The following is a 22,776-nucleotide window of genomic DNA, read 5'->3' on the forward strand; positions in this document are numbered from 1 at the left end:
AAAATTCATCCTTCCGCTTTAAGCTCCAAGAGAACATCTCTTAATTCTGCTGCTTTCTCGAAGTCTAGATTTTTGGCTGCCTGCTTCATTTCTTTTTCCATATTTTCGATGACTTTCTGCTTTTCTTTCTTCGTCATCTTCTTCATTTGCTTCGCTTCGGATTCATACGCTTCCGGTGCTTCCGCAGCAACCGTTGCCTGAATAACATCGCGTACTTCCTTGCGAATCGTTTGCGGGGTAATGCCGTGTTTTTCGTTATATTCCTGCTGAACCATACGGCGGCGTTCTGTTTCATCGATTGCTTTTTGCATCGAATCGGTCATCTTATCAGCATACATTATAACTTTACCCTGTTCATTTCGCGCGGCGCGGCCCATTGTCTGAATCAACGAGCGCTCGGAACGAAGGAAGCCTTCTTTATCTGCATCCAAAATGGAAACTAAAGATACTTCCGGAATATCCAGTCCTTCCCGGAGCAGGTTGATTCCAACAAGCACATCATATTTCCCGACACGTAAATCACGGATGACCTCGATCCGCTCCAAGGTTTTGATTTCAGAATGCAGGTATGCAACCTTTATTCCGATTTCTTTTAAATAATCGGTTAAGTCCTCTGACATTTTCTTGGTTAACGTCGTGATCAATACACGTTCATTGCGTTCCGTCCGCTTATTGATTTCACCTATTAAATCATCAATCTGTCCTTCAATCGGACGGACCTCCACCTCTGGGTCCAGTAAGCCGGTCGGACGGATAATCTGCTCTGTCATTTCTGGTGAATGCTCTAATTCATACGGTCCCGGTGTCGCCGAAACATACACCAGCTGATTGGTCTTTTCTTCAAATTCTTCAAACCGCAGCGGGCGGTTATCCATTGCGGAAGGCAAGCGGAAGCCATGATCCACTAATACCTGTTTCCGGGCCTGGTCCCCGTTATACATACCGCGAATCTGCGGCAGCGTCACATGGGACTCATCAATAATTACTAAAAAGTCCTCTGGAAAGAAATCCAGCAGTGTATAAGGCGTTGCTCCGGCTTCACGCAGTGTCAGCGGACGTGAATAGTTTTCAATCCCGGAACAAAAGCCCATTTCCCGCATCATTTCTAAATCATAATTGGTCCGCTGCTCAAGACGCTGTGCTTCCAGCAGCTTCCCGGCATCATTTAATTCTTTCAACCGGTCTTCTAATTCTTTTTCAATATTTTTAATCGCAATTTTCATTTTCTCTTCACGGGTCACAAAGTGAGATGCCGGGAAAATCGCTACATGCTCTCTGTCGCCAATGATTTCTCCCGTCAGCGCATCTACTTCACGGATCCGGTCGATATCGTCTCCGAAAAATTCTACCCGGATACAATGCTCCTCATGAGATGCCGGGATAATTTCCACGGAATCCCCGCGCACACGAAACGTCCCGCGCTGAAAATTAATATCATTTCTTGCATATTGGATATCTACTAATTCCCGCAGAAGCTGATCTCTTTCTTTTTCCATACCAAGTCTAAGGGACAGCACCTGGCTTCTGTATTCTTCCGGGTTACCTAAACCGTAAATACACGACACACTCGCTACGATCAATACATCGCTTCGTTCAAACAAGGCAGATGTAGCAGAGTGGCGCAATTTATCTATTTCATCATTAATGCTGGCATCTTTTTCAATAAACGTATCGGTAGAAGGCACATATGCTTCCGGCTGATAGTAATCATAATAGCTCACAAAATACTCTACCGCATTGTTTGGAAAGAACTCTTTAAACTCACTGTAAAGCTGTCCTGCCAGCGTCTTATTATGTGCAATAACAAGCGTCGGCCGGTTGATTTCTTTCACCACATTGGACATCGTAAATGTTTTCCCCGTTCCGGTAGCACCGAGTAACGTCTGATGATGCTGGCCGGCAAGCACCTTATCTACAATTTCCTGAATAGCTGCCGGCTGATCACCCGCAGGCTCATAAGCAGAAACTAACTCAAATTGCTCATTCATCCTATTTCCTCCGTTCCATACCATAGCTATTTTCTATTATATCCTTTTCTTAAAAAACGAACAAGTATTCGTTCTTGTTTTTAAGAAATTATATATTTTTTTATATTATTACTCAACTTTCGCACCTAAGAATAAGCAAATATATCTTGCTATTCCAAGATGAACATGTTCTTCATTACCATACTTGCATTTTGGTTAAATATCCGGCCATTTTGGAATTGGTGATGGTGCATAGCTCCGCTCCGGCCAACCACTCCGCTTTCCGTGGGCTTGAGCTCAGCCTCCTCGAAAAAAGAAGTTCGCTTTTTTCTGCGGGGTCTTCCCTCCGCGCTTTCCCACAGGAGTCTGCGTGGTTGGCCTGCGCTCTGATAGGATTCTACAGCGAATGAAAGAAATAACATTTTAATAAGCTGAAGGAAATAGCAGCTTTCGTCTGAACAACCAATCATGACAGCATGAATATGAAATACAGGGAACAGCATTTATGCACAGAAAGTAATCTTGGCGGAACATTTTACCATGCAGCATGAAAAATATATTCTATCGGTTCAAACTTCTGTTTGTTGAGTTGTTTTTCACGTATAGAATACCTACTAGCGGAGGCGGACCGTTTTGACTCCTGAGGGATTAGCACCATCTGAAGATCCACTTTTGCCAAGTGCTCTTCTTGACAAAAGTTAGCTGAAGAGCGTGCCCCCTAGGAAAGCAAAATGGTCCGCCGCAGCGGCGCTTTACACTTCACCTTTTATTCTTGTCAAGGGGTTATCGAAGGATCGATCACCCCCTGTTTCTATAGAAATGAAGTTACTTTTTAATGTGCGAAGGTTGAGTTATTATTGAAATAACCTCTACTTTCATTATATCCTTTCTGTCAATCTTTCAATCCTCGTTTTACTGTTATAATCAAATAAGAATGCTTGGGTGCAGCAGTAAACCACTGTTCCAAGCATTCTTATGTTAAGAAGCGTTCGTATTCTTTTCTCTTCTAGCTTTAAAAGGCTCTTCCGCAAATTGAAAGCCTAAGGAATGGTGCTCTCCTTCATACAGAGATCCTTGTACAAAACGAACCTCTTCCTCATGGTTCAAGACTTCCATTTTAATATATGCCCCGCTTCCCTGCAGTGCTTCATAAAAAGCTTGGCTTGTCCGTACGTTTTTCCCGCCTACTCTGTAAATGACCTCGCCAGTCTCTATCTCCAGCCTGTCTGCCGGGCTTCCAGGCAACACACCAACCACTCTTAAGCCTTTCGCATGCGGCTGATAATATGGACGACGCAAACGGTCTCCTTCGCGATAGCGGTAATTCAAATATTCTTTTCCGATAATCGCCAAAATTATCGCAGCCAGGGAAAGATACGGAATAAATACTCCACCGACAGCAATAAGTAAAATACCGATTGCTAAAAAGGTATTTGCTTTTGCCAGCTTGTAAATCGCATCCTGATGAAAATGCCCCTTTGCCTTATAGTTAAACCCAATCAAAAATGGAATCAATGCTAAGCCTAAGCTGGATTCTCCAATGGATAAATACGGCCACCAGGGAGCAAAGGAAGTAATTAATCCTTCAGGCACAAGCATCAGCAGAGGAACAACCGTTAATCGTTTGATTTGCTGTTCGCCTACCCAGACACCGCGGTCACTCAGCGTAATTCTTGGAAACGTATCTTGCTTTTCAATACGTTTAATGAACAGGGATTCTACAAAAAGAAGCAATCCCGCTAATACAGCTAACGCCGGAAGACTGCTTTCATAAAGCAAGGAATAATCAATGACACCTTGCATGTCAATAAGATACGGTGCAAAAAACAAAATAAGAAAAGTCAGTCCAAGTGTATAGCTGGGAGACAATAATGTAAAACGCGTACTGATGCTTAATACAACAAAGCTTAACGCTAAAACGAGAAGTGTCTCATAAGAGAATACCATGCCTGTGCCAATAATGACGACAGAAATTAGTATTCCGCTGATTAAGGAGACAAGCCAGGTCCGATGCCACTCCATAAACTTCGGATATATTTTTATCCCAAAATCGTACCGTTCCCGTTTGATTCGAAAATAACTTGCCATCGTCAATATAAATAAAAACCAGTATAATGCCGGATTCAGAAAAAATTTGCCTATACCTTTTGCCAATTCAATAAGCCATGCTTCCACCAATACTCTTCACCTGCTTTGCAAATACAATTTGTTCATTCATCACTAAGTGATGAATGAACAAATCTCTTGTTTTATCATGGAGAATCGCCCGTAAAACTCCCGTCTTAAAATAGAAAGTGGAAATATATTTAGCCAGTGGGAGTTAACGGGCGCTAACTCCCTGAATCATTTAGGCTAATTCAGTGGAAGAAAAGCAACAACTCCCGCTGAATGAAGTTTCGTTTTATTGATAAAGTTCTTCTAAAGAGCGTTCCAGCTGTTGGTCGTCCTCTCCGTCCCGAATCTTTTCAATAACCTGTGTTTCAATTAAACCGCCAGTTTCTTCGTCTACTTCTCCAGTTGCTTCCAGGTCATTATCTTCCTGAAATTCTTCTACAGCTTGCTCTGTTTCTTCACTGAAATAGCCGTCTGTTCTTCCAGTATCATATCCCAGTCCAGATAACATCACTTGCATATTCGCCACTGCTTCGCTTGTATGGTCAAACGTGAGCGGCTCATCATCTGTTACTTGAATCGGAGTAGAGTAGTAGTAATCATCCTGCCTTTGCTCGATGGTCGGTTCCACTCCTTTTCCATCAATCCACTCGCCGCCAGGAGACAGCCATTTAAGAGTTGTCATTTTAATTGAACTGTCGTCTCCAAGCGGAATAGCCTGCTGTACGGTACCTTTTCCAAAGCTTGTTTCTCCCACAACATCATAATCAAGCTCTTTCATAGCAACAGCGACAATTTCAGAAGCAGAGGCACTGCCTTCGTCAATCAACACGCTGATTGGATAATCTTTCTCCTCATCCAAATTAGATACATATTCTTCTGCATTTCCATCCGCATCCTCTATTTGCAGATAAGGCATATCACTCGGAACAAATTGCTGTAAGATTTCTTCTGCAACATCTAACAGCCCGCCCGGGTTTCCGCGAACATCAATAACCAGACCCTCAATCCCCTTCTCTTCCAAATCTGCCAGCTGTTCTTCAAATTCTTCTCCAGTGTGCTCAGAGAAGTTTGTGATTTGAATAACCCCTGTATCCTTGCCGTCTTCTGATTCCACTTCACTATATACGGTTTCCACCGGAATCGTATCTCTTTGAATCGTTACTTCAAATGGATCCGAAGTACCTGAACGCTGTATTTCTAAAACAACATCGGTTCCTTTTTCTCCACGGATTTTAGCAACTGCCTCGTTTACATTTAATCCCTCTAAACTCTCTCCGTCCACACTTAAGACCTGGTCATTTGGACGCAGCCCTGCTTTTTCCGCAGGTGATTCTTTCATTGGTGACATAATGGTTATATAACCGTCTATTTCACTGACCTCCGCACCAATTCCTTCAAACGAGGACTCAATCTGCTCGTTGAACTGCTCCATCATTTCACTATCTAAGTAAGAAGTATGCGGGTCTTCCAGCGTCGAAAGCATTCCTTCTATAGCGCCTTCCACCAGTTCATTATCATCAACATCTTCTATATAGTTTGATTTGATTAAATCAAAAGTTTGAGAAATCTTGTCTAAATCTGCCGGTAATTCAGCAGCGGATTCTTCCTCGTCATTATCAGTTTCATTTTCTGAATTCGTTATTTCCAAAGGAGCGTTCCCCTCTGAATTTTGAGCTAATTTAACTCCGCCGTAGCCCCCTAACACACCGATAAGTAGAGCACCGATTAATATCAGTATGATTTTAGTTTGATTAAGCTTCATTTCTACACCTCTTTGTTGCTTCAAAAGCTTCCATCCAGCTCCGAAGTTGAATTAATAAATTATCACAAGCAGCAAACCATTTAGAAAAACTGATATTCGTAAAAAGCATTTAAAAAGCGTATGTTTCTATATAAAAATAAAGACACTTCTCAAGTAAAACAAAGCATATTTATTTTCTAATAAAGAAATCATATCATGTTATCCAGTGAATGACTATGATTTTACACACAAACATTATCTAGAATCTTTCTTTTGAACAGGCTATTCAGAACATGCTTCTGGCAGCTTTATTTAATAACAAGAAATCCGAACTAATTCACATTCTGCCTAAAAGCAAATGAAGTACTAGTTCGGATTTATTATTTGATAGGTTTCTATTTATTTAGCTTTGAATTAATTCAAGTAGCCTGCCGGGTCAACCGGGTTCTTATAGCCTCCAGGGTGAATCTCAAAATGGAGATGGACACCAGTGGAACCTCCCGTATTGCCCATTACAGCGATTTGATCGCCTTGGCTTACCGTCTCGCCGTTAGATACCGTAAAGCTATCCAAATGCGCATATAAGGTCGTATACTCCTGGCCGTTTATATTATGCGTAACCATCACCGTATTGCCATAACCGCTCATTGAACCAGTATAAGCAACCACACCATCAGCAGCTGCACGAATTACTTTATCCGCTTCTCCAGCTTGTCCAAAATCCATTCCGTTATGCGGTCTGACATCTCCATGTATTGGATGCACACGATTCGGGTCAAAAGGAGAAGTGGTCGGTCCGGAGGTTGGTCGAATAAAACCAGAACGATTGCTTGGCGCAGCATCTTCTGATTTCACTTCACCGGAAGCTCCGCTGGCTACTTGCACGTCCACATCACTTTCTTCTTCCTGCTGTTCCGTTTCTTCTTCACTGGAAGTATCTTCGCTCTCTGATTCTTCCTCTGCCGGCTGGCTCTCTTGTTCCTGCTCTTCACTTTCTTCTTCCTGCTGCTCTGCTTCTTGTTCACTTTCTGCCGCAGCTCGACGTGCTTCTTCCGCCTGGCGTTCTTCTTCTGCCTTGCGCTCTGCTTCTGCCTCAGCACGTGCCTTCTCTTCTGCTTCCTTCTGTTCCATGTCATCCTTTTTACTTTGAGCAGACTCCAATGCAGCTTGCTTCGCTGCTGCCTGAGCATCAATCAGCTGCTGCTCCTCTTCAGCTGATAACTTCACTTCTTCCATTTCATCATACTCAATTTCTAAGTCAGCTAATAACGTTTCTTTATCAGATATTTGTTCATCTAATTGGTCCTGCAATGCAAGCAGTTCATCGTGCTGATCTTCAAGCGCTGCTTTATTTTCTTCTACAGCAACCTTATTTTCCTCAACTGTCACTTTACTTGCTTCCAGTTCCCCTTTGTCATCTTCCAGCTGCGCCTTATCATTAGCCTGTTCTTCCATAATAGATCTGTCTGAATCCATTATTCTATTCACCGCGGTACTGCGGGAGACGAATTCACTGAAATTTTGTGCACCAAAAATAACCTCTAAGTATTGAATTTCTCCGCCATTCTGCTGAATACTGCGGAGACGGTCTTTAATGAGCGCATCCCGCTGTTCGATTCGCTCTTCTAAATCTACTATGTCTTCCTCTAATTCATCAATACGATTGGACAATTCTTCTATTTCATTCGTTAAACTTGCAATCTCCTGATTGGTTGCTTCAATCTCGCCTTCTTTATCAGCGATATTGGATTGCGTCTGGCTCAATTCTTCATCGATGGATAAAATTTCACTTTCCACGTTATTCTGTTCTTTTTTGTTTGATTCGAGCTTTTCCTCTGAATCATCTTTCTTTTTCTTTGCTTCCTCTTTTTCCGATTCCAGATCAGATTTCTCTTTTTCCAGTTCGTTGATTTCATCTTCTACATCTTTTACAGACTCTGCTGAAACAGAATGTATTGGTGTCGTGACTGCGAGCAATGTAACCAGGCTGAATGCCGCAAGTGCTCTCAAGCTTCTCATATGTTGTTCCCCTCTCCATTTTGTTTCTGCTTTATAGTAAATTGTGATTTTTCTATCAGCTGAAACTGCCCCCTATGTCTTTCTGCTCAGCTGACTATTCTATTTTAGAAAAACTCGTATTCACTGCGTTTGCAGCAAATGCGAGTTTTTCTTATTTTCCCTATTTGGAGCATAATCTTTATTTCTCTTGTATTCTAGACTTTTAAGAATTTACGTACACTCATCACGCTTCCCCAAACGCCAATTACTGCTCCTATCAGCAGTACCATTCCGGACAGCTGCCAAGCAAATGGATTGAATGGCAGAAGGTCTATAAATCGGAAGGTATTCGTTATACCTGGTAAGTTATGATAAATATAATAATAACCTCCCACGATAACAGCCATTGGGGTTATGGAACCAAGTATCCCTAACAGTGCCCCTTCCACAAAGAACGGCCAGCGAATAAAGGAATTCGTTGCTCCTACTAATTTCTGAATGCCAATTTCAGTACTTCTTGCGATAATCGTTATCTTGATTGTATTTGAAATTAAGAAAATAGCTGTAAATACCAGCGCTATAATCAATGCCATTCCAATTGCTCTTGCATAGTTATTAAATTGGAAAAGCCGGTCAACTACTTCTTGTCCGTATAATACATCTTCTACGCTGTCTAACTCGCTGATCTGATTTGCAATAGCCTCTGTTTCCTCTGGAATGTCAGCTTCCACGATATATACATGGTTCAACGGGTTGTCCTGCTCCAGCATGACCCACGCCTGGCCGTCATCTCCCATACTGTCAATTAAGCTTTTTAATTCATTATCATTGGAAGAAAATTGAACCTCTGCTACACCATCTATCTGTTCAATTTCTTCGCCGAGTTCGACAATTTGATCTTCATCTGCTGTTAATTCAATCAGCGTACTGATTTGTACATCCTGCTCGATATTCCTTGCCATTTGGTCAAGGTTTAGAACTAAAGCCAAAAATACAGCCACAAGAATTAAGGTTGTGGTTACGGCTGCAATGGAAGCAAAGGTCATCCAGCCATTCCGGAATATGTTCTTCATACCTTCACGTATATGTCTTAACAATGTTCTAAACTTCATAGCCGTAGTCACCCCGCTGTTGATCTCGTACAATATTCCCATCTTCAATTGCAATGACACGACGTTTGATTGTATTAACAATATGTTTACTGTGAGTTGCCATGATTATGGTTGTACCTTTTGAATTAATATCATCTAAAACTTGCATAATTCCCCATGAAGTATCCGGGTCCAGGTTTCCTGTCGGTTCATCGGCTATTACAACCTTAGGGTTATTTACAATCGCCCGCGCAATTGCCACACGCTGTTGCTCTCCGCCTGATAATTCACTTGGAATCATTTTCGCTTTATCCTCTAATCCTACAAGCTGCAAGACTTCTGACACTCTGCGTTTGATACTTTTTGGCGACGTTTCGATTACTTCTAAAGCAAACGCCACGTTTTCATAGACTGTCAGTTTTTGCAGAAGTTTGAAATCCTGAAAGACAACCCCTATATCACGACGCAAGTAGGGGATATGCCTTTCTTTTATTTTACTTAATTCTCGTCCATTAATGATTATCTTACCTTTTGTCGGCTTTGCTTCACGGTAAATCAAACGAATAAATGATGATTTACCGGCCCCGCTTGGCCCGACAAGATAAACAAATTCACCACGATCGATATGTATATTTATATCGTTCAGTGCTGTCACACCATTACTATATGTTTTGGATACATTCTCCATTGTTATCATTTCATGACCACCTAATTTAATATATTATTTCCGCTTATGTCTTTAACCGTCACTGATATCTGTCTGATTAACTGCAAAAAAAAATACATATTTCGCAAACTCTATCTATTATATATTTCTGTTATATTTTGATTTCTGCTATTTTATCTCTATCTTTTTCATGTTATTAGAATTCATTTAAATAGATTTAAACGACCAAAAATAATTATAACATCTCTGTGTATTTTATGATGAAAAAATCATATTACATTTTTATTTCAATTCGACAACTCTTGTAATAATCAAAAAAGAACACCAATCAAGCTTGGCATAGAGGAGTTTAACACAGCTTCGTATAATCGACAATTTTTTATGTTTACTAGTTGAAAATGTTTTGGTTTAAAGGATAACGGGTAATTGAGCGGGTTATGATAAAACGACAGATTTTGGAATTATTAAAAGGCTGAAGGGGACGCTGTATTTCATGAAGAAGATTGATTTTTATCATTATTTCTATTTGAATATTCAAGTCAAAAGCAGCATTAACCTGCTATATCTAATAAGCCAAGAACTATGAAAATAATCCTGACAACGGCGAAATATCAATGCTTTTAAAATACTTTTTCTAAATAAATTGAGAAGAAGAGACACAGACGCTTGCCGTAAAGCAAACGTCTGTCCGTCCCTATTGTTCAGTTAACCAGGATGCTAATTCCTCTAAGTCTTGCCCTTCTACTTGTGACTGCGGCGGCATGCTGCCGATACCTTCTTGGACGATATCCTCAATTTGTTCCTGAGAATATTTTGATCCAATATCAAGCAGTTCAGGACCGCCATTTCCAGAAAGGTCAGCACCATGACAGTTAGCACAGTTATTGCGATACACTTCCTCGCCAGCTTCTAAATTTTCAGCTGAATCGCTGTTGGTATCGTCTGCATTACCGCAAGCTCCCAGAATAATAACCATTCCCAGGAACAAGGCAGCTAATCCTTTTTTCATCGCCTCAATCCTCCTTGCCAGTTGCTACTATTAGTATATCTTCTCCTGTTTCATTCTACATAAATCATTATGAACAAAAAAGGACAATTGGGGTTTATTTCATTTGGGAACGGAGATATCCGTCAATAAATATATCCAGGCTACCATCCATTACCGCCTGCGTATTCCCTGTCTCTACATCTGTTCTATGATCCTTGACCATCGAATATGGATGGAAAACATACGAACGAATCTGGCTTCCCCAGCCGATTTCCATTTGTTCTCCGCGAATTTCAGCTAGTTCTTGCCGTTGCTTTTCAATCTCCAGCTGATAAAGCTTTGATTTTAACATTTTCATCGCTTGTTCCCGGTTTTTGATCTGGGAACGTTCATTTTGGCAGGTAACGATGATATTTGTCGGAAGATGCGTAATCCGTACAGCCGAATCCGTCGTATTGACATGCTGTCCGCCGGCGCCGCTTGCACGATACGTGTCTATTTTTAAATCCTCTGTTTTCACATCAATATCTACGTCGTCGCTCATCTCTGGTGTCACATCACAGGATACAAAAGATGTATGCCGTCTCCCTGATGAATCAAAAGGAGAAATTCGGACAAGGCGATGAACCCCTTTTTCCGCTTTTAAATAGCCATAGACGTTATGACCTTTGATTAATAACGTAACACTTTTCACACCGGCTTCATCTCCGGGAAGGTAATCAATGGTTTCCACAGAAAACGAATGGCTTTCCGCCCAGCGCTGATACATACGCAGCAGCATACTTGCCCAGTCCTGCGATTCTGTACCGCCTGCTCCTGGGTGCAGCTCTAAAATGGCATTATTCGCATCATAAGGCTCACTCAATAAGAGCTGTAATTCAAATTTATTTACTCTCTCTTTAAAATCCTTCAGCTCTGACTGCAGGTCTTCAAATAACTCTTGGTCATTTTCCTCTTTAACCAGCTCATAAGATACTTCCAGATTATCTAATGTTTCTTCCATTTCTTCAAAAGAATCGACGTAGCTTTTTAATCCATTCGATTCTTGAATAACCGTTTGCGCTTGATTCTGATCATCCCAAAAAGCAGGGTCAGCCATCAATGCTTCTAATTCAGCAATCCGCGCTTTCTTTTGTTCGAGGTCAAAGAGACCCCCTGAAATCTTCAACACGTGAAGTTATTTTTTCCAGTTCCTGTTTAATTTCGCTTAATTCCATATACTGATTCCTCCTAATATAGCTTTTCCTTGCCATGGTATAACAGATGCTCTGTCCAGGAAAGCTCTCTGTTTTCCCCGCCAATATAACCGTTGTATCCACTATTGAACGGGGTGTTGTTTCAAATGAACGCCGTTTAGCTTATTGCTTACCATGACAGTTTTTATATTTTTTACCGCTGCCGCATGGACAAGGATCATTTCGTCCTACGGTATTATTTTTCACAACTGGTTTTCTGGATTTTTTCTTCTGGCCTTCTCCGCCCCCAGAAACCGCTTGTGTATTTTTAACGACTTCCTGACGCTGCAGATTATCCTGAATCTGTGCTTTCATCACATATTTGGATACTTCCTCTTCAATGCTTGCAATCATTTCTTCAAACATCGTGAAGCCTTCCATTTGATATTCACGCAGCGGATCGTTCTGACCGTAAGCACGTAAATGAATACCCTGGCGAAGCTGATCCATCTGGTCAATATGGTCCATCCATTTTGTATCTACTGTACGCAGTAAAATAACTTTTTCAAACTCAACAAACTGCTCCGGTGTAAGCTCTGCTTCTTTTGCATCATAACGGCTATTCACTTTTTCCATAATAATGCCAGTTATTTCATCTGCTTCCTTATCCTGAAGCTCTGCTGTTGTGATATCGCCTTGATCTAATAAGTTCCCTTCTACATATTCCACAATAGCATCCAGGTTCCATTTATCTTCATCATTATCCTGTGTATGCGTTGCAACAATTCGCTCTACGGTAGACTGAATCATATTTATAATGATTTCACGCAGGTTGGTTTCAGAATCAATGACGTCAAAGCGCTGTTTATAAATAATCTCACGCTGCTCACGAAGCACATCATCATAAGACAGAACCGTTTTACGTGCATCGTAGTTATTTCCTTCCACACGTTTCTGAGCAGATTCTACTGCACGGGAAACCATTTTACTTTCAATTGGCTGGTCATCATCCATGCCAAGCCTTTCCATCATTGCTTTCAAATTATCTGAACCGAAACGGCGCATCAGCTCATCTTCCATAGATAAGAAAAATTGGGATATTCCCGGATCACCCTGACGTCCGGAACGTCCGCGGAGCTGATTATCAATCCGACGTGATTCGTGTCGTTCCGTGCCGATGACAGCCAGTCCGCCAAGGTCTTTTACACCGTCTCCTAATTTAATATCTGTACCGCGGCCCGCCATGTTGGTTGCGATGGTTACTGCACCCCTCTGACCGGCATTTTCAATAATTTCCGCCTCACGGAAGTGGTTTTTCGCATTTAGTACTTCATGCTTTACTCCCGCGCGCTTGAGCATCTGTGAAATCAATTCAGAGGTCTCTACCGCTACCGTACCGACCAGAACCGGCTGACCCATTTCATGACGCTCTTTGATGTTATTGACAACAGATTTAAACTTGCCTTCCATCGTTTTATAAATTTGATCTGCACGGTCATCTCTTTGAACTGGCTGATTAGTTGGGATAGCAATAACATCCATATTATAGATGCTTCTGAACTCTTCTTCTTCTGTTTTTGCTGTACCTGTCATACCAGACAATTTTTTGTACATACGGAAATAGTTCTGGAAAGTAATCGAAGCAAGCGTCATACTCTCATTTTGTATTTGTAAGTTTTCCTTAGCTTCAATTGCCTGATGCAGACCATCACTATAGCGGCGGCCTTTCATTTTACGTCCAGTAAACTGGTCGATAATAATGACTTCGCCTTCTTCTACCATATAATCCGTATCTTTATGCATGGATACATGCGCTTTTAATGCCTGATTAATATGATGCGTTAAGGAAACATGTGATAATTCAAATAAATTTTCGATACTGAAGAATTTCTCTGCTTTATCAATTCCTTGTTCCGTTAATTGTACTGCCTTTGTTTTTTCCTCAAAGGTATAATCTGTTTCCTTCTGCAGTGTACGCACAAATCGATCTGCCTGCTGATAGAGCGATGCAGATTTTTTTGCTGACCCGGAAATAATCAATGGCGTACGGGCTTCATCAATTAAAATCGAGTCAACCTCATCGATAATGGCATAATTCAATGGACGCTGCACCATCTGTTCTTTATATAACACCATGTTATCTCTTAAATAGTCAAAACCAAATTCATTATTTGTTCCATAAGTAATATCTGCTTGATACGCTTTACGCTTATCTTCCTTAGGGAGACCATTATGGTTTAAACCGACCGTTAATCCTAAAAAAGCAAACAGCTCTCCATTTTCTTTCGCATCACGATCTGCTAAATAATCATTGACCGTAATAATATGCACGCCTTCACCCGAAAGCGCATTAAGATACGCTGGCATCGTGGAAGCCAACGTTTTCCCTTCCCCTGTTTTCATTTCAGATATATTTCCATTATGCAGCGCTACCGCACCGACTAACTGCGTACGGAAAGGCCGCATTCCGAGCACACGCTTAGAGGCTTCACGAACAACCGCATATGCTTCTACAAGAAGGTTGTCCAATTCTTCTCCATTTGCGGCCCGTTCCTTAAATTCCTCTGTTTTCTTCTGTAAATCATTATCTGAAAGCTTCTGTACCTCAGGCTCTAATGCTTCGATCTTGTCCACCTGTTTTTCGATACGCTTCACTTGTTTTTGATTTCCGTCACCAAAAATCTTCGTTAAAATTCCTGCCATTATGAACGCTCCTCAGTTAATTGAAACTTTTATTGCTTATAGAATTACACTTGAATCAAAAATTATATGTCATATACCATTATTTAAAGGTAATGATATCGTAGCTGATAAATTTACCATGTCTGATAGGCAATAGTCAATATAAGTAATCATAACACTTCCTAAACCGTTATGACAACTTACATTGTCCGTTTCGTTCCCAGCAGGGTCTCTTTCTGGCACAAGCTAATTATCAATATACTGACTGACCTCCTGTATGTATAAAAAAAGAACTGAAATGTTGATTTCAGTCCTGAATGAAGTGATCTTCCGAGGTTGTTTTGCGAAGAGTAGTATCGATTATAGATACACTATTTTTAAACTTTTTCTTTTTGTTCAGAGGATATCTGTGCAAGATGCTTATTGAGGTTTCCTACAATACGTAATAGCTGCTGAATTGTATGTTCATGCTGACTTACCCGCTGTTCCAATTCATCCAGCACTCGCTGCGTCGTATACTGCATTTGACTGCCCCCCTTTACTTTCTAATTTATTTATACCACATGCCTTCTTTTCCAGCGAATCAGCAAACTCCATTTTTCAACAGCCAAAAACACAGTTTGTCCAGACAAACTGTGTTTTTGGCTGTAAAAAAGACGCGTTTACCCGTATAAACTGAACAAAAACGCCAGTTTGATGTTTTTTTCGACAAAATTTAACCGATTGGATGAAAATGATAAATTTTTTGGCTTATTTATTCTTCCTTTACCAAAACAAATCCTGTACATACGCACTCTGTGGGCGATTTCTATGATCCGTAGATATTTCATTTCTTGATCAAAAAAACTTTTTAGCAATCTCGTAAAAATGAAAAAAGCAGGATATCGCCTCCTGCATCGGAAGTGATATTCTGCTTTTTCTATTAATATACTATTTTATTTTGATTTAAACATGCGGTTCAATCAATCCGTATTTTCCATCACGGCGTTTATAAACTACATTGGTTTCTCCAGATTGATCATTAGTAAATACAAAGAAGCTGTGTCCAAGCATATCCATTTGCAGAATTGCTTCTTCAGAATCCATTGGTTTTAAGTTAAAACGTTTGGTACGTACTAATTCAATTTGATTTTCATTTTCTTCAGATGCCAGTTTTGCTTCTTTTTCTAATTCAGCAAAAGCATGCTTAGGAGCGCCGTTTTGTCTGAATTTACGATTGATTTTAGTTTTATGTTTGCGAATTTGTCTTTCTAATTTATCTACGGCTAAGTCTACAGCAGCATATAAGTCAATATGCTGTACCTCTGCACGCAGTAAGAGATTTGTCATTGGGATGGTAACCTCAATGCGCTGTTCATCATTATAGACACTTAGATTTACATGCACATCGCTAGTCGGAGCGGAATCAAAATATCTTTCCAGTTTGCTGATTTTCTTCTCAACATACTCTCGAATAGCGTTTGTAACCTCAATATTTTCGCCTCTAATATTAAATTTCATATAAGTGTCCTCCTTCTTTACTTTTATAAATATATTATATCACTATTTCACAAACTTCTCTTGTCTAAACCCTTATTTTTCGTAAACGTTTTCTATTCATCCGGGCCAACCCCTGTACATGCAAGGTTTAGAAAGATTAAAGTTTTTTGACAAAATTCGAAGTTATGTTTGAATTCGATTTACCAGAAACATATCCTTCTATTCTTTTCCTTCTCTCCGTCTCAGACAGAAAGTAAAGCATCCTCTCTTCTAAAAAGAGATAACCAGCTTGGCCATTGCTGATTATCTCTTTTTGAAGGTAATAAACCTTTATTTTTTCTGATCTAAAAACATGCCGTCCATGCTTTGCATATTTTTATATGGATTGGAATAGCTTGATGTTGATTTCTTCTGCTGCTGTACCTGCTTCATTTCATTTTTTAAAGCAAAGAATATAAATTTTATCTTTTGCTCAATATCTTGGTTCATAGGGACGACTGCTTTTCCCAGCTTGTCTTCATCCTCTGTGTATGGAGGAGCTATCGCTTCAAGCAGCTTCCCTCTCTCTTCCATCAATTTTTGAAAGGTACTGATAACCTCTTCCCGATTATGCGAATCGATATCCTGGGATAATAGCTGCTGCATGCGCTCTGTTAGTTGGTAGATAGGCATGATCCGGTTCATCAGATCGAAGCACCCTGACTGTATTTCTGCTGACGATCCTTTAGAATAACCTGTTTCCAAACATCGCGAAATTCCTCTGCATAGCTGAGTGCCTCTTCTAATTTTTCAGTATCATTCTTTATATTCGCTTCTGTTAATAGATTATGCATATAGTCGTATAACGGCATCATCTGATGAGAGATTTCCATATTCATATCCAATGTCACCATGAGTTCATTAATGATTTTCTGCGCTTTTTGGATATTGGTATTTTTAGCAGCAAAATGGTTGTTATCCATCTCTTTCCTTGCTTGTTTAATAAATTTAATACAGCCATTATAGAGCATCAGCGTCAGCTCTCCGCCTGATGCTGTATTAACGGCGTTATTTTGATAGGTTTGATATGCTTTATTACTACTCAAATTGCATCACCCTTCTTTCTTATTGTGCCAGTCCAGGAGCAAAATTCGACATCAGCATATCGGATTGCTGATTCATCATGGAAATAGCACGCTCCATCTCTGAGAATTGTCTCCAATAACGCGATTCGACGTTTTCCAAACGACGCTCAAAATTCTCAATACGGCTGTTGATTTCCTCCATGCGTTTCCCTAGTGCATACCCATCTAAGGATACACTGGTTGCCTTACCAGCACGCTGATTAATTTGACCGATGGTATTCTCTACAGAATCCTCCAACCGATTGATCAGTCCTCTTCCTTCTCCCTCTACATTATTGGAGAAGAGTCTTTGCACACTTTCTGGATCGGCAGCTAGCGCCTCCCGCAACTCTGCTTCATTAATAACCAGCTTTCCGCCATCCATATAGTCAGCTGACGTTTCAATTCCGATTTCTGTTAATGAAGTGAAGGCTCCATCATTTTTCACTGTTCCATACCAGCTTTGCCGCATGCTGGATAATCCACTGGACAGGAATGATTCTCCCCGCAGCATTCCGCTTTTTGCTTTTTCTTCCCAAAGCTCAATTTCACGCTCGGACATATCTGATTTTTGTTCATCTGTTAACGGAGGAAAATCACGGAAAACCTGTTCACGCTGCGATTCATTAATTTTCTCAACAATTTCATTATAAGCTTCCACAAACTCGGTAATTTTTTCAACGGTATGGTCAATATCGTTGGTTACGTTTAGGGTTGCTTCGCCTTCTGTTTTATTTAGAAATTGGAAGGTAACGCCATTTAGCTGGTAATGGTTGTCCTGGGTGGTGACTTTATAAGCGCCATTATAGGTAAATTCTGCATTTTGGGCGCCTTCTTCATTTTCATCATTCAAACCTAGGTTGGCAAAAAAGCTACTATCAGTAAACGTAATTTCCTTTCCACCTTCAGCTTTGTTATATTTCCCAGTTCGAGTAGCTTCTAATATGACTGTATTTGCATTTTCATCGTAGCTTAAACGAACAGGGCTATCTTTATCGTCATTAATTCTTTTAATAACATCAGAAAGTTTATCTCCAGATTGAATCTCATAGCTATGATCTATTTTTTCACCGGCTTTATCATATGTTGAAAATTCAATTGGTCCCATTGATGGATCAAGCGTATCTTCAGCATTAATCTGCATTTTATCCGACTCACTTACATTAATAGCAGAACTAGCCAGCTGCTCCACCTTAATCCGATACGTACCGCCATTCGCGCCAGCATTTCCCGTAGCACGAACCGCATCCTCCTGTGTCGAGGAAATAATCTTTTTATTAAAAGTTTCACTCAATTTCATATTCAAAATCATATTCTGGTCAAAGTTGCCTAATAATTTATTAACGTCCCGGAAAGCATCGCGTTTCCATTCCAGCTTTGTCCGGTCCTGATGCATTTTATCAAGCGGGATTCTCTCTGCATTCATTAAATCTTTGATCATCGATTCTGTATCAATTCCACTTGCCAATCCGCCAATTCGCATATTCACTCACCTCTATATCTTTTTATTGATCAACAGGCCCATGAAATCGGCCATTTCTGCATACATATCCAATAACTTTTTTGGAGGAATTTCTCGTATAACCTCGTCTTTATCTGCATCTACAACAGTAACATAATACTTTTCCAATTTATCGTGCATTTCAAACTTTACATTTCTTCTGACCGGCTCTAAAAAGCCATTCATTTTTTCAATAACCAGCTCTACTTGTTCTTTACTCACTGCTTTGCTCGTTTCTGTCTTGGTTGCTTCTTTTTCTTTTGCTTCAGACGGCAAAGCGGCGGGGGATGTAACAGCCTTAATGGGATGAGGAATAAATGAAGTGTCCTGCACTCCAGCTTTATTTACAACCATCAGGTCACAACTCCTTACTGTTTATCTTTTATATCGGCTACTTTTGGAAAATGTAAAGGGTTAAATACAAGTTTTATAGCATGATTGTCAAGTTTATCTGTACGATAAAAAGTTTATAGTTTTTCTCCTTTTAAGAAATCAAAGAGGTTTTGATCGATCTGTGCCGCCTGATTATTTTGGTTTTTGATATCTACATAAATCTCCTGCCGGTAGATATCCACTGACTTTGGCGCACGAATACCCAGCTTGACCTGATCCCCTTCAATCGCAATTACTTCTACTTCAATATCGTCACCGATTTGAATGGCTTCATTTCTTTTTCTGGAAAGTACAAGCATTATTTTTCCTCCTTTTCATGGGAAGGCCGGTTGATTGGCGTTCTGGATGAATATGCATCCGTTTGAAGGACGACCTGTTTTGCCAAGTTTTCTTTAACGTGAATCACAATTGGCGCTTTCAGGTTAATGGTGCTATCCGTAAAGGGTTTATTTACAGTGACAATCGTGTAGATAGCTACATCATTGCGGTCTTTTATTTTTAAAAGGTCAATAGTAGAGGGTTCCAGTTCAAACACATAATCCTGATAAAGATAATAGGGATCGGTAATGATAAAAGCTAATTGCGCATTATCTGCCGATTGTAAAATATGAAACATCTGGTTATCTGGAAATTCCAGTAACACAAATTGTTTGGACTCTGAAAATCCGGGTATTCCGGATGGAAATGTAATTATTTTTGACTCATCGACTTCGATTTCACCTAAGTACGCAGATGTCATCTTCATGGTGTACACTCCTTATATTTTTGTATTGATTACTTCTATTGTTAGCTCCGGACGCTGGGCGAGGGAGGTTTCTATACTTCCAGGTGTATATTGCATCATTGGTTTATTGGCTCTTCCTTCAATCACCGGCTGATGTGTTTGCACCTGAATATCTAAATCTGCCGGTTCATAGGAAGTTTTTACAGCAAAGGTAGAAGGAATAAATGTAATTCCCAATCTTTTTTGCTCTGAAAATGCGTTTTCCATCGCTTGTGCCTTGATGGGATCTGCACTATTTTCAATGCGCATTAATGCATTGCCCTGCCGTGCTCTTCTGGCAGTCCCTTGAGCAGCCGCCTGTTCCCCGGCCTGCGCATTTTTGGCGATGCTTTTTTTCGCACTTAATAAATTCATGTCCTCCCACGCCTGGCTCTGATCGATGTTTAGCTTTCCTTGTTTCGTACGCATGGAGATTTCTGCTTTGGGCTGTCTGATGGTTAAATCACCAGACGGCTGTGACATATGTAATTGTGCCGACTCTGTTTGAATTTGTATTTTTGCCGGCTGTGAATGCATTCTAATTTGTGGAATCTCCATCTCTTTTCCCTCTCCATCGCATGATTTAGAAAACATTGGCTTGGATAAACCTTTGGGTGAATAACATGCTCACATCCGTCTTACAAACAAAACTTTCCTATTAGATAAAAAACACCCTGCTCCAAACAACATAGTGGGCAGGGTGTTTTATACGTCAACAAACTTTCACGTGAACATGTCCTTATCGTAAAAAGTCAACCAGAGAAGGCTGGATAATACGAGAACCTGCTGAAAGTGCTGCCCGATGTAGACTCTCTTGTGTAATCAGGTTCGTAATTGCCTCTGCAAAATCGACGTCCTCATTATCAGATAACGTTTTTGTCGTGACGATTTTTTGATCGGCTAAGCGGTTTTCGACAAGCTCTACCCGATTCATGCGGGCACCGATTTCTGCACGTGAATCAAGAACGCCGCCAATCGATGCTTCTAATTCGCCAATGCTTGCTTCAATACCTTCTCCGTCTACAAGGCGTGAAATAAAGCTATCCACCGTTGCAAATAAATCTCCATTCTCACCAAAAACGGTAGATCCATCTGTATTTGCTTTTACAGTAATCCCGCTTGAAACTTCCATAATCACATCATCATCTGCAAAATCAACTGTCAGTTCTCCATCTTCGCCTATTGTTACTGGCTGTACATTCGAGTTCGTGCCGTTAAAAATGTATTTTCCATTCACACTCGTATTCGCAATATCTACTAAATGCTCTTTTAATTGCTTTGCTTCTTCTACAATACTCTGGTATTCGTCGCTGCTGTTTGTCCCATTGCTTGCCTTTACTGCCAGCTCTTTTAACCGCTGCATCGCATGATTCGTCTGGTCAATGGCAGCATCCGTATTATCCAGCCAGCTGTTCACTTCAGAGGTATTCCGTTCAAATTGTTCAATTCGTGCTAATTCGGAACGGTACGAAACGCCCTTCATCGCAATCATCGGATCATCAGAAGGCTTGGATATCTTTTTCCCCGTGTACAGCTGATCCATATATTTATTCATTTGCGTACTGTTATGTGATAAATTACGTAATAAGTTATTGGAAAGCATACTTTGAGTTACACGCATTTTTCTAACCTACCTTCCTACCAATCCCATTCGGTTGATAATTGTATCTATTAATTCATCCATCGCTGTCATCCCGCGGGCTGCTGCATTGTATGCATGCTGGAATTTAATCATGTTTGTCATTTCTTCATCCAGAGAAACTGCACTGATCGATTGACGCTGGTTATTCACCTGATGCTGTAATGTCGCTGTATTATCCAGCATCGTGATGGCGTGTTTAGCATCCACCCCGACTTCACCGATAATGGATTCCAGATAACCATTCACAGAGACACCATCTAAATCCTCATTGGCACTTGTAAAGACATTCGACAAATCTCTTGCCAGGTCTCCTGAATTTCCTTCTCTTGACACATTAACGTCGGAACGGTCTTTTAATGCAACTGCCATTTTCCCGGCAGCTCCCTGTGCATCCGTTAATTCTTCAAAAAATGGCAGCCCTGAGTCCCCCTCTTTATGAAGTTCATTGAAGCTGGTTACAATCGCATATGCCAGATTATCCAGCTTTTCAAGCATCTCCGGAAAATCGCCTTTTGCTGCAGCGTTCTCTCCTTCGCCCTCCGCATATCCGGAAGCATGTACATAGCTTTGGATTGTGCCTCTGGAGGATGTAATATCCACATCGCCTACATTGATGCTTTCAAAAACTTTCATTCCATTAATTTCTGTATAAACCGGATCATCGATCTGCTGGGTTTCTCCTGTCACCCCATTAACGATATTCACCGGCTCACCATCTGCAACGATAATATTCACTATCGCGACACCATCTCCCTGCTTTCCGCCCGGAATATGATCTTTATTATAGGACACATCAATATTCACAATTTCTGAAAGCTCATCTAAAATATTATCGCGCCGATCATATAAATCATTGGCAGTATACCCATGTGTTTCGAGCTTTTTAATTTGAGAATTGATATCTTTCAGATTTTCAATCATACTATTTGCTTGATTAATTGTATTCTCTGTCTCCGTTTGTAAATCCGTACGAATGGTATTCATCGAAGACGACAGATGATTGAACGTATCAGCCAGCGCTTCCCCTCTGCTCAGGATAACTGCACGCCCCCCATTTTCGCCCGGGGTGGTAGATGCAGTCTGCAACGCACTCCAGAAATCACTCATTGCTGCTTCGATGCCTGAATCGCTCGGCTCATTCAATAAATTTTCCATTCTTGAAAGTGCCTCTGTCCGTTGAGACCAATAGCCTACAGAAGCATTCTCCGACCGAAATTGGGTATCTAAAAATTGATTACGGATACGCTGGACAGACCCAGCTTCTACTCCTGTCCCCATCTGACCAGGCAGGTGCGGACTGTTCATTCCCGGCGTCGGGTAAGCATTCATTGCCTGCATATTCACGCGCTGTCTGGAGTATCCAGGTGTATTGGCATTGGAAATATTATGCCCGGTTGTATATAAAGCACTTTGCTGTGTACTCAGTGCCTGACGTGCCATTTCTAATCCTCGGAACGTACTCATGCCTTCT

Annotated in this window: 20 protein-coding genes; all 20 read right to left on the reverse strand. The window is 40.7% G+C overall.

The features are described from left to right. Window positions 1-5 precede the first annotated feature (5 nt). The 20 genes from uvrB to flgK all read right to left on the reverse strand — a co-directional run bounded on the left by uvrB (window position 6) and on the right by flgK (window position 22,769). Entirely contained in the window at window positions 6-1,988 is a 1,983-nt protein-coding gene (uvrB, locus tag MKX55_RS18140; protein ID WP_339179412.1) for an excinuclease ABC subunit UvrB, read from the reverse strand. A 957-nt stretch (window positions 1,989-2,945) separates the two neighbouring features. Continuing rightward, window positions 2,946-4,142 carry a PDZ domain-containing protein gene (locus tag MKX55_RS18145; RefSeq protein WP_339233968.1) on the reverse strand — a complete coding sequence of 399 codons (1,197 nt, stop codon included), beginning with the start codon at window positions 4,140-4,142 and terminating at the stop codon, window positions 2,946-2,948. A 226-nt stretch (window positions 4,143-4,368) separates the two neighbouring features. Then, complete coding sequence (locus MKX55_RS18150) at window positions 4,369-5,844, reverse strand: S41 family peptidase (RefSeq protein ID WP_339233971.1); 1,476 nt, start codon at window positions 5,842-5,844, stop codon at window positions 4,369-4,371. A 393-nt stretch (window positions 5,845-6,237) separates the two neighbouring features. After that, a complete protein-coding gene (locus MKX55_RS18155) occupies window positions 6,238-7,842 on the reverse strand; it encodes a peptidoglycan DD-metalloendopeptidase family protein (protein WP_339233973.1) in 1,605 nt (534 codons plus the stop codon). Window positions 7,843-8,036: 194 nt separating this feature from the next. After that, entirely contained in the window at window positions 8,037-8,933 is an 897-nt protein-coding gene (gene ftsX / locus MKX55_RS18160; RefSeq protein WP_339179420.1) for a permease-like cell division protein FtsX, read from the reverse strand. Beyond that, entirely contained in the window at window positions 8,923-9,609 is a 687-nt protein-coding gene (gene ftsE / locus MKX55_RS18165) for a cell division ATP-binding protein FtsE (RefSeq protein WP_339179423.1), read from the reverse strand. Before ftsE ends, ftsX begins: the two co-directional genes overlap by 11 nt. Window positions 9,610-10,273: 664 nt before the next feature. Further along, window positions 10,274-10,588 carry a cytochrome c gene (locus MKX55_RS18170; protein ID WP_339179424.1) on the reverse strand — a complete coding sequence of 105 codons (315 nt, stop codon included), beginning with the start codon at window positions 10,586-10,588 and terminating at the stop codon, window positions 10,274-10,276. Between the two features lie 94 nt (window positions 10,589-10,682). Continuing rightward, window positions 10,683-11,784 (reverse strand): peptide chain release factor 2 gene (gene prfB / locus MKX55_RS18175; protein ID WP_339233975.1). Its coding sequence is split into 2 segments (ribosomal slippage): window positions 10,683-11,711 and window positions 11,713-11,784, totalling 1,101 coding nucleotides; the frame shifts between segments, so codons are not numbered across the junction. Window positions 11,785-11,925: 141 nt separating this feature from the next. Next, complete coding sequence (gene secA, locus MKX55_RS18180; protein ID WP_339233978.1) at window positions 11,926-14,445, reverse strand: preprotein translocase subunit SecA; 2,520 nt, start codon at window positions 14,443-14,445, stop codon at window positions 11,926-11,928. A gap of 356 nt (window positions 14,446-14,801) precedes the next feature. Next, window positions 14,802-14,948: a hypothetical protein gene (locus MKX55_RS18185; protein ID WP_175297008.1), complete on the reverse strand. Its 147-nt coding sequence runs from the start codon at window positions 14,946-14,948 to the stop codon at window positions 14,802-14,804. 421 nt (window positions 14,949-15,369) lie between these two features. Then, a complete protein-coding gene (gene raiA / locus MKX55_RS18190) occupies window positions 15,370-15,924 on the reverse strand; it encodes a ribosome-associated translation inhibitor RaiA (RefSeq protein ID WP_042530193.1) in 555 nt (184 codons plus the stop codon). Between the two features lie 309 nt (window positions 15,925-16,233). Further along, complete coding sequence (locus MKX55_RS18195; protein ID WP_339233981.1) at window positions 16,234-16,587, reverse strand: flagellar protein FliT; 354 nt, start codon at window positions 16,585-16,587, stop codon at window positions 16,234-16,236. Beyond that, window positions 16,587-16,988, reverse strand: a complete 402-nt coding sequence (gene fliS, locus MKX55_RS18200; RefSeq protein WP_339179436.1) for a flagellar export chaperone FliS — start codon at window positions 16,986-16,988, stop codon at window positions 16,587-16,589. Before fliS ends, MKX55_RS18195 begins: the two co-directional genes overlap by 1 nt. Window positions 16,989-17,007: 19 nt before the next feature. Then, window positions 17,008-18,489: a flagellar filament capping protein FliD gene (gene fliD / locus MKX55_RS18205; RefSeq protein WP_339179437.1), complete on the reverse strand. Its 1,482-nt coding sequence runs from the start codon at window positions 18,487-18,489 to the stop codon at window positions 17,008-17,010. Window positions 18,490-18,501: 12 nt separating this feature from the next. Continuing rightward, window positions 18,502-18,861, reverse strand: coding sequence for a flagellar protein FlaG (gene flaG / locus MKX55_RS18210; RefSeq protein ID WP_339233984.1), 360 nt, complete (start codon window positions 18,859-18,861; stop codon window positions 18,502-18,504). Between the two features lie 113 nt (window positions 18,862-18,974). After that, window positions 18,975-19,199 (reverse strand): carbon storage regulator CsrA, encoded by a 225-nt coding sequence (csrA, locus tag MKX55_RS18215; RefSeq protein WP_040978816.1) that lies wholly within the window; start codon window positions 19,197-19,199, stop codon window positions 18,975-18,977. After that, window positions 19,199-19,645, reverse strand: a complete 447-nt coding sequence (fliW, locus tag MKX55_RS18220) for a flagellar assembly protein FliW (RefSeq protein WP_042530185.1) — start codon at window positions 19,643-19,645, stop codon at window positions 19,199-19,201. The genes csrA and fliW overlap by 1 nt, the downstream gene beginning before the upstream one ends. 12 nt (window positions 19,646-19,657) lie before the next feature. Beyond that, on the reverse strand, window positions 19,658-20,221 hold the full coding sequence (locus tag MKX55_RS18225) for a DUF6470 family protein (RefSeq protein ID WP_339233987.1): 564 nt from the start codon (window positions 20,219-20,221) through the stop codon (window positions 19,658-19,660). A gap of 181 nt (window positions 20,222-20,402) precedes the next feature. Then, window positions 20,403-21,284: a flagellar hook-associated protein FlgL gene (gene flgL / locus MKX55_RS18230; RefSeq protein ID WP_339233989.1), complete on the reverse strand. Its 882-nt coding sequence runs from the start codon at window positions 21,282-21,284 to the stop codon at window positions 20,403-20,405. A 9-nt stretch (window positions 21,285-21,293) separates the two neighbouring features. After that, window positions 21,294-22,769, reverse strand: coding sequence for a flagellar hook-associated protein FlgK (flgK, locus tag MKX55_RS18235; protein WP_339233991.1), 1,476 nt, complete (start codon window positions 22,767-22,769; stop codon window positions 21,294-21,296). Window positions 22,770-22,776: the final 7 nt, after the last annotated feature.

Origin of the sequence: Oceanobacillus sp. FSL W7-1281, from assembly GCF_037969835.1 — a bacterium.
In the GTDB taxonomy this organism is placed as follows: domain Bacteria; phylum Bacillota; class Bacilli; order Bacillales; family Amphibacillaceae; genus Oceanobacillus; species Oceanobacillus oncorhynchi.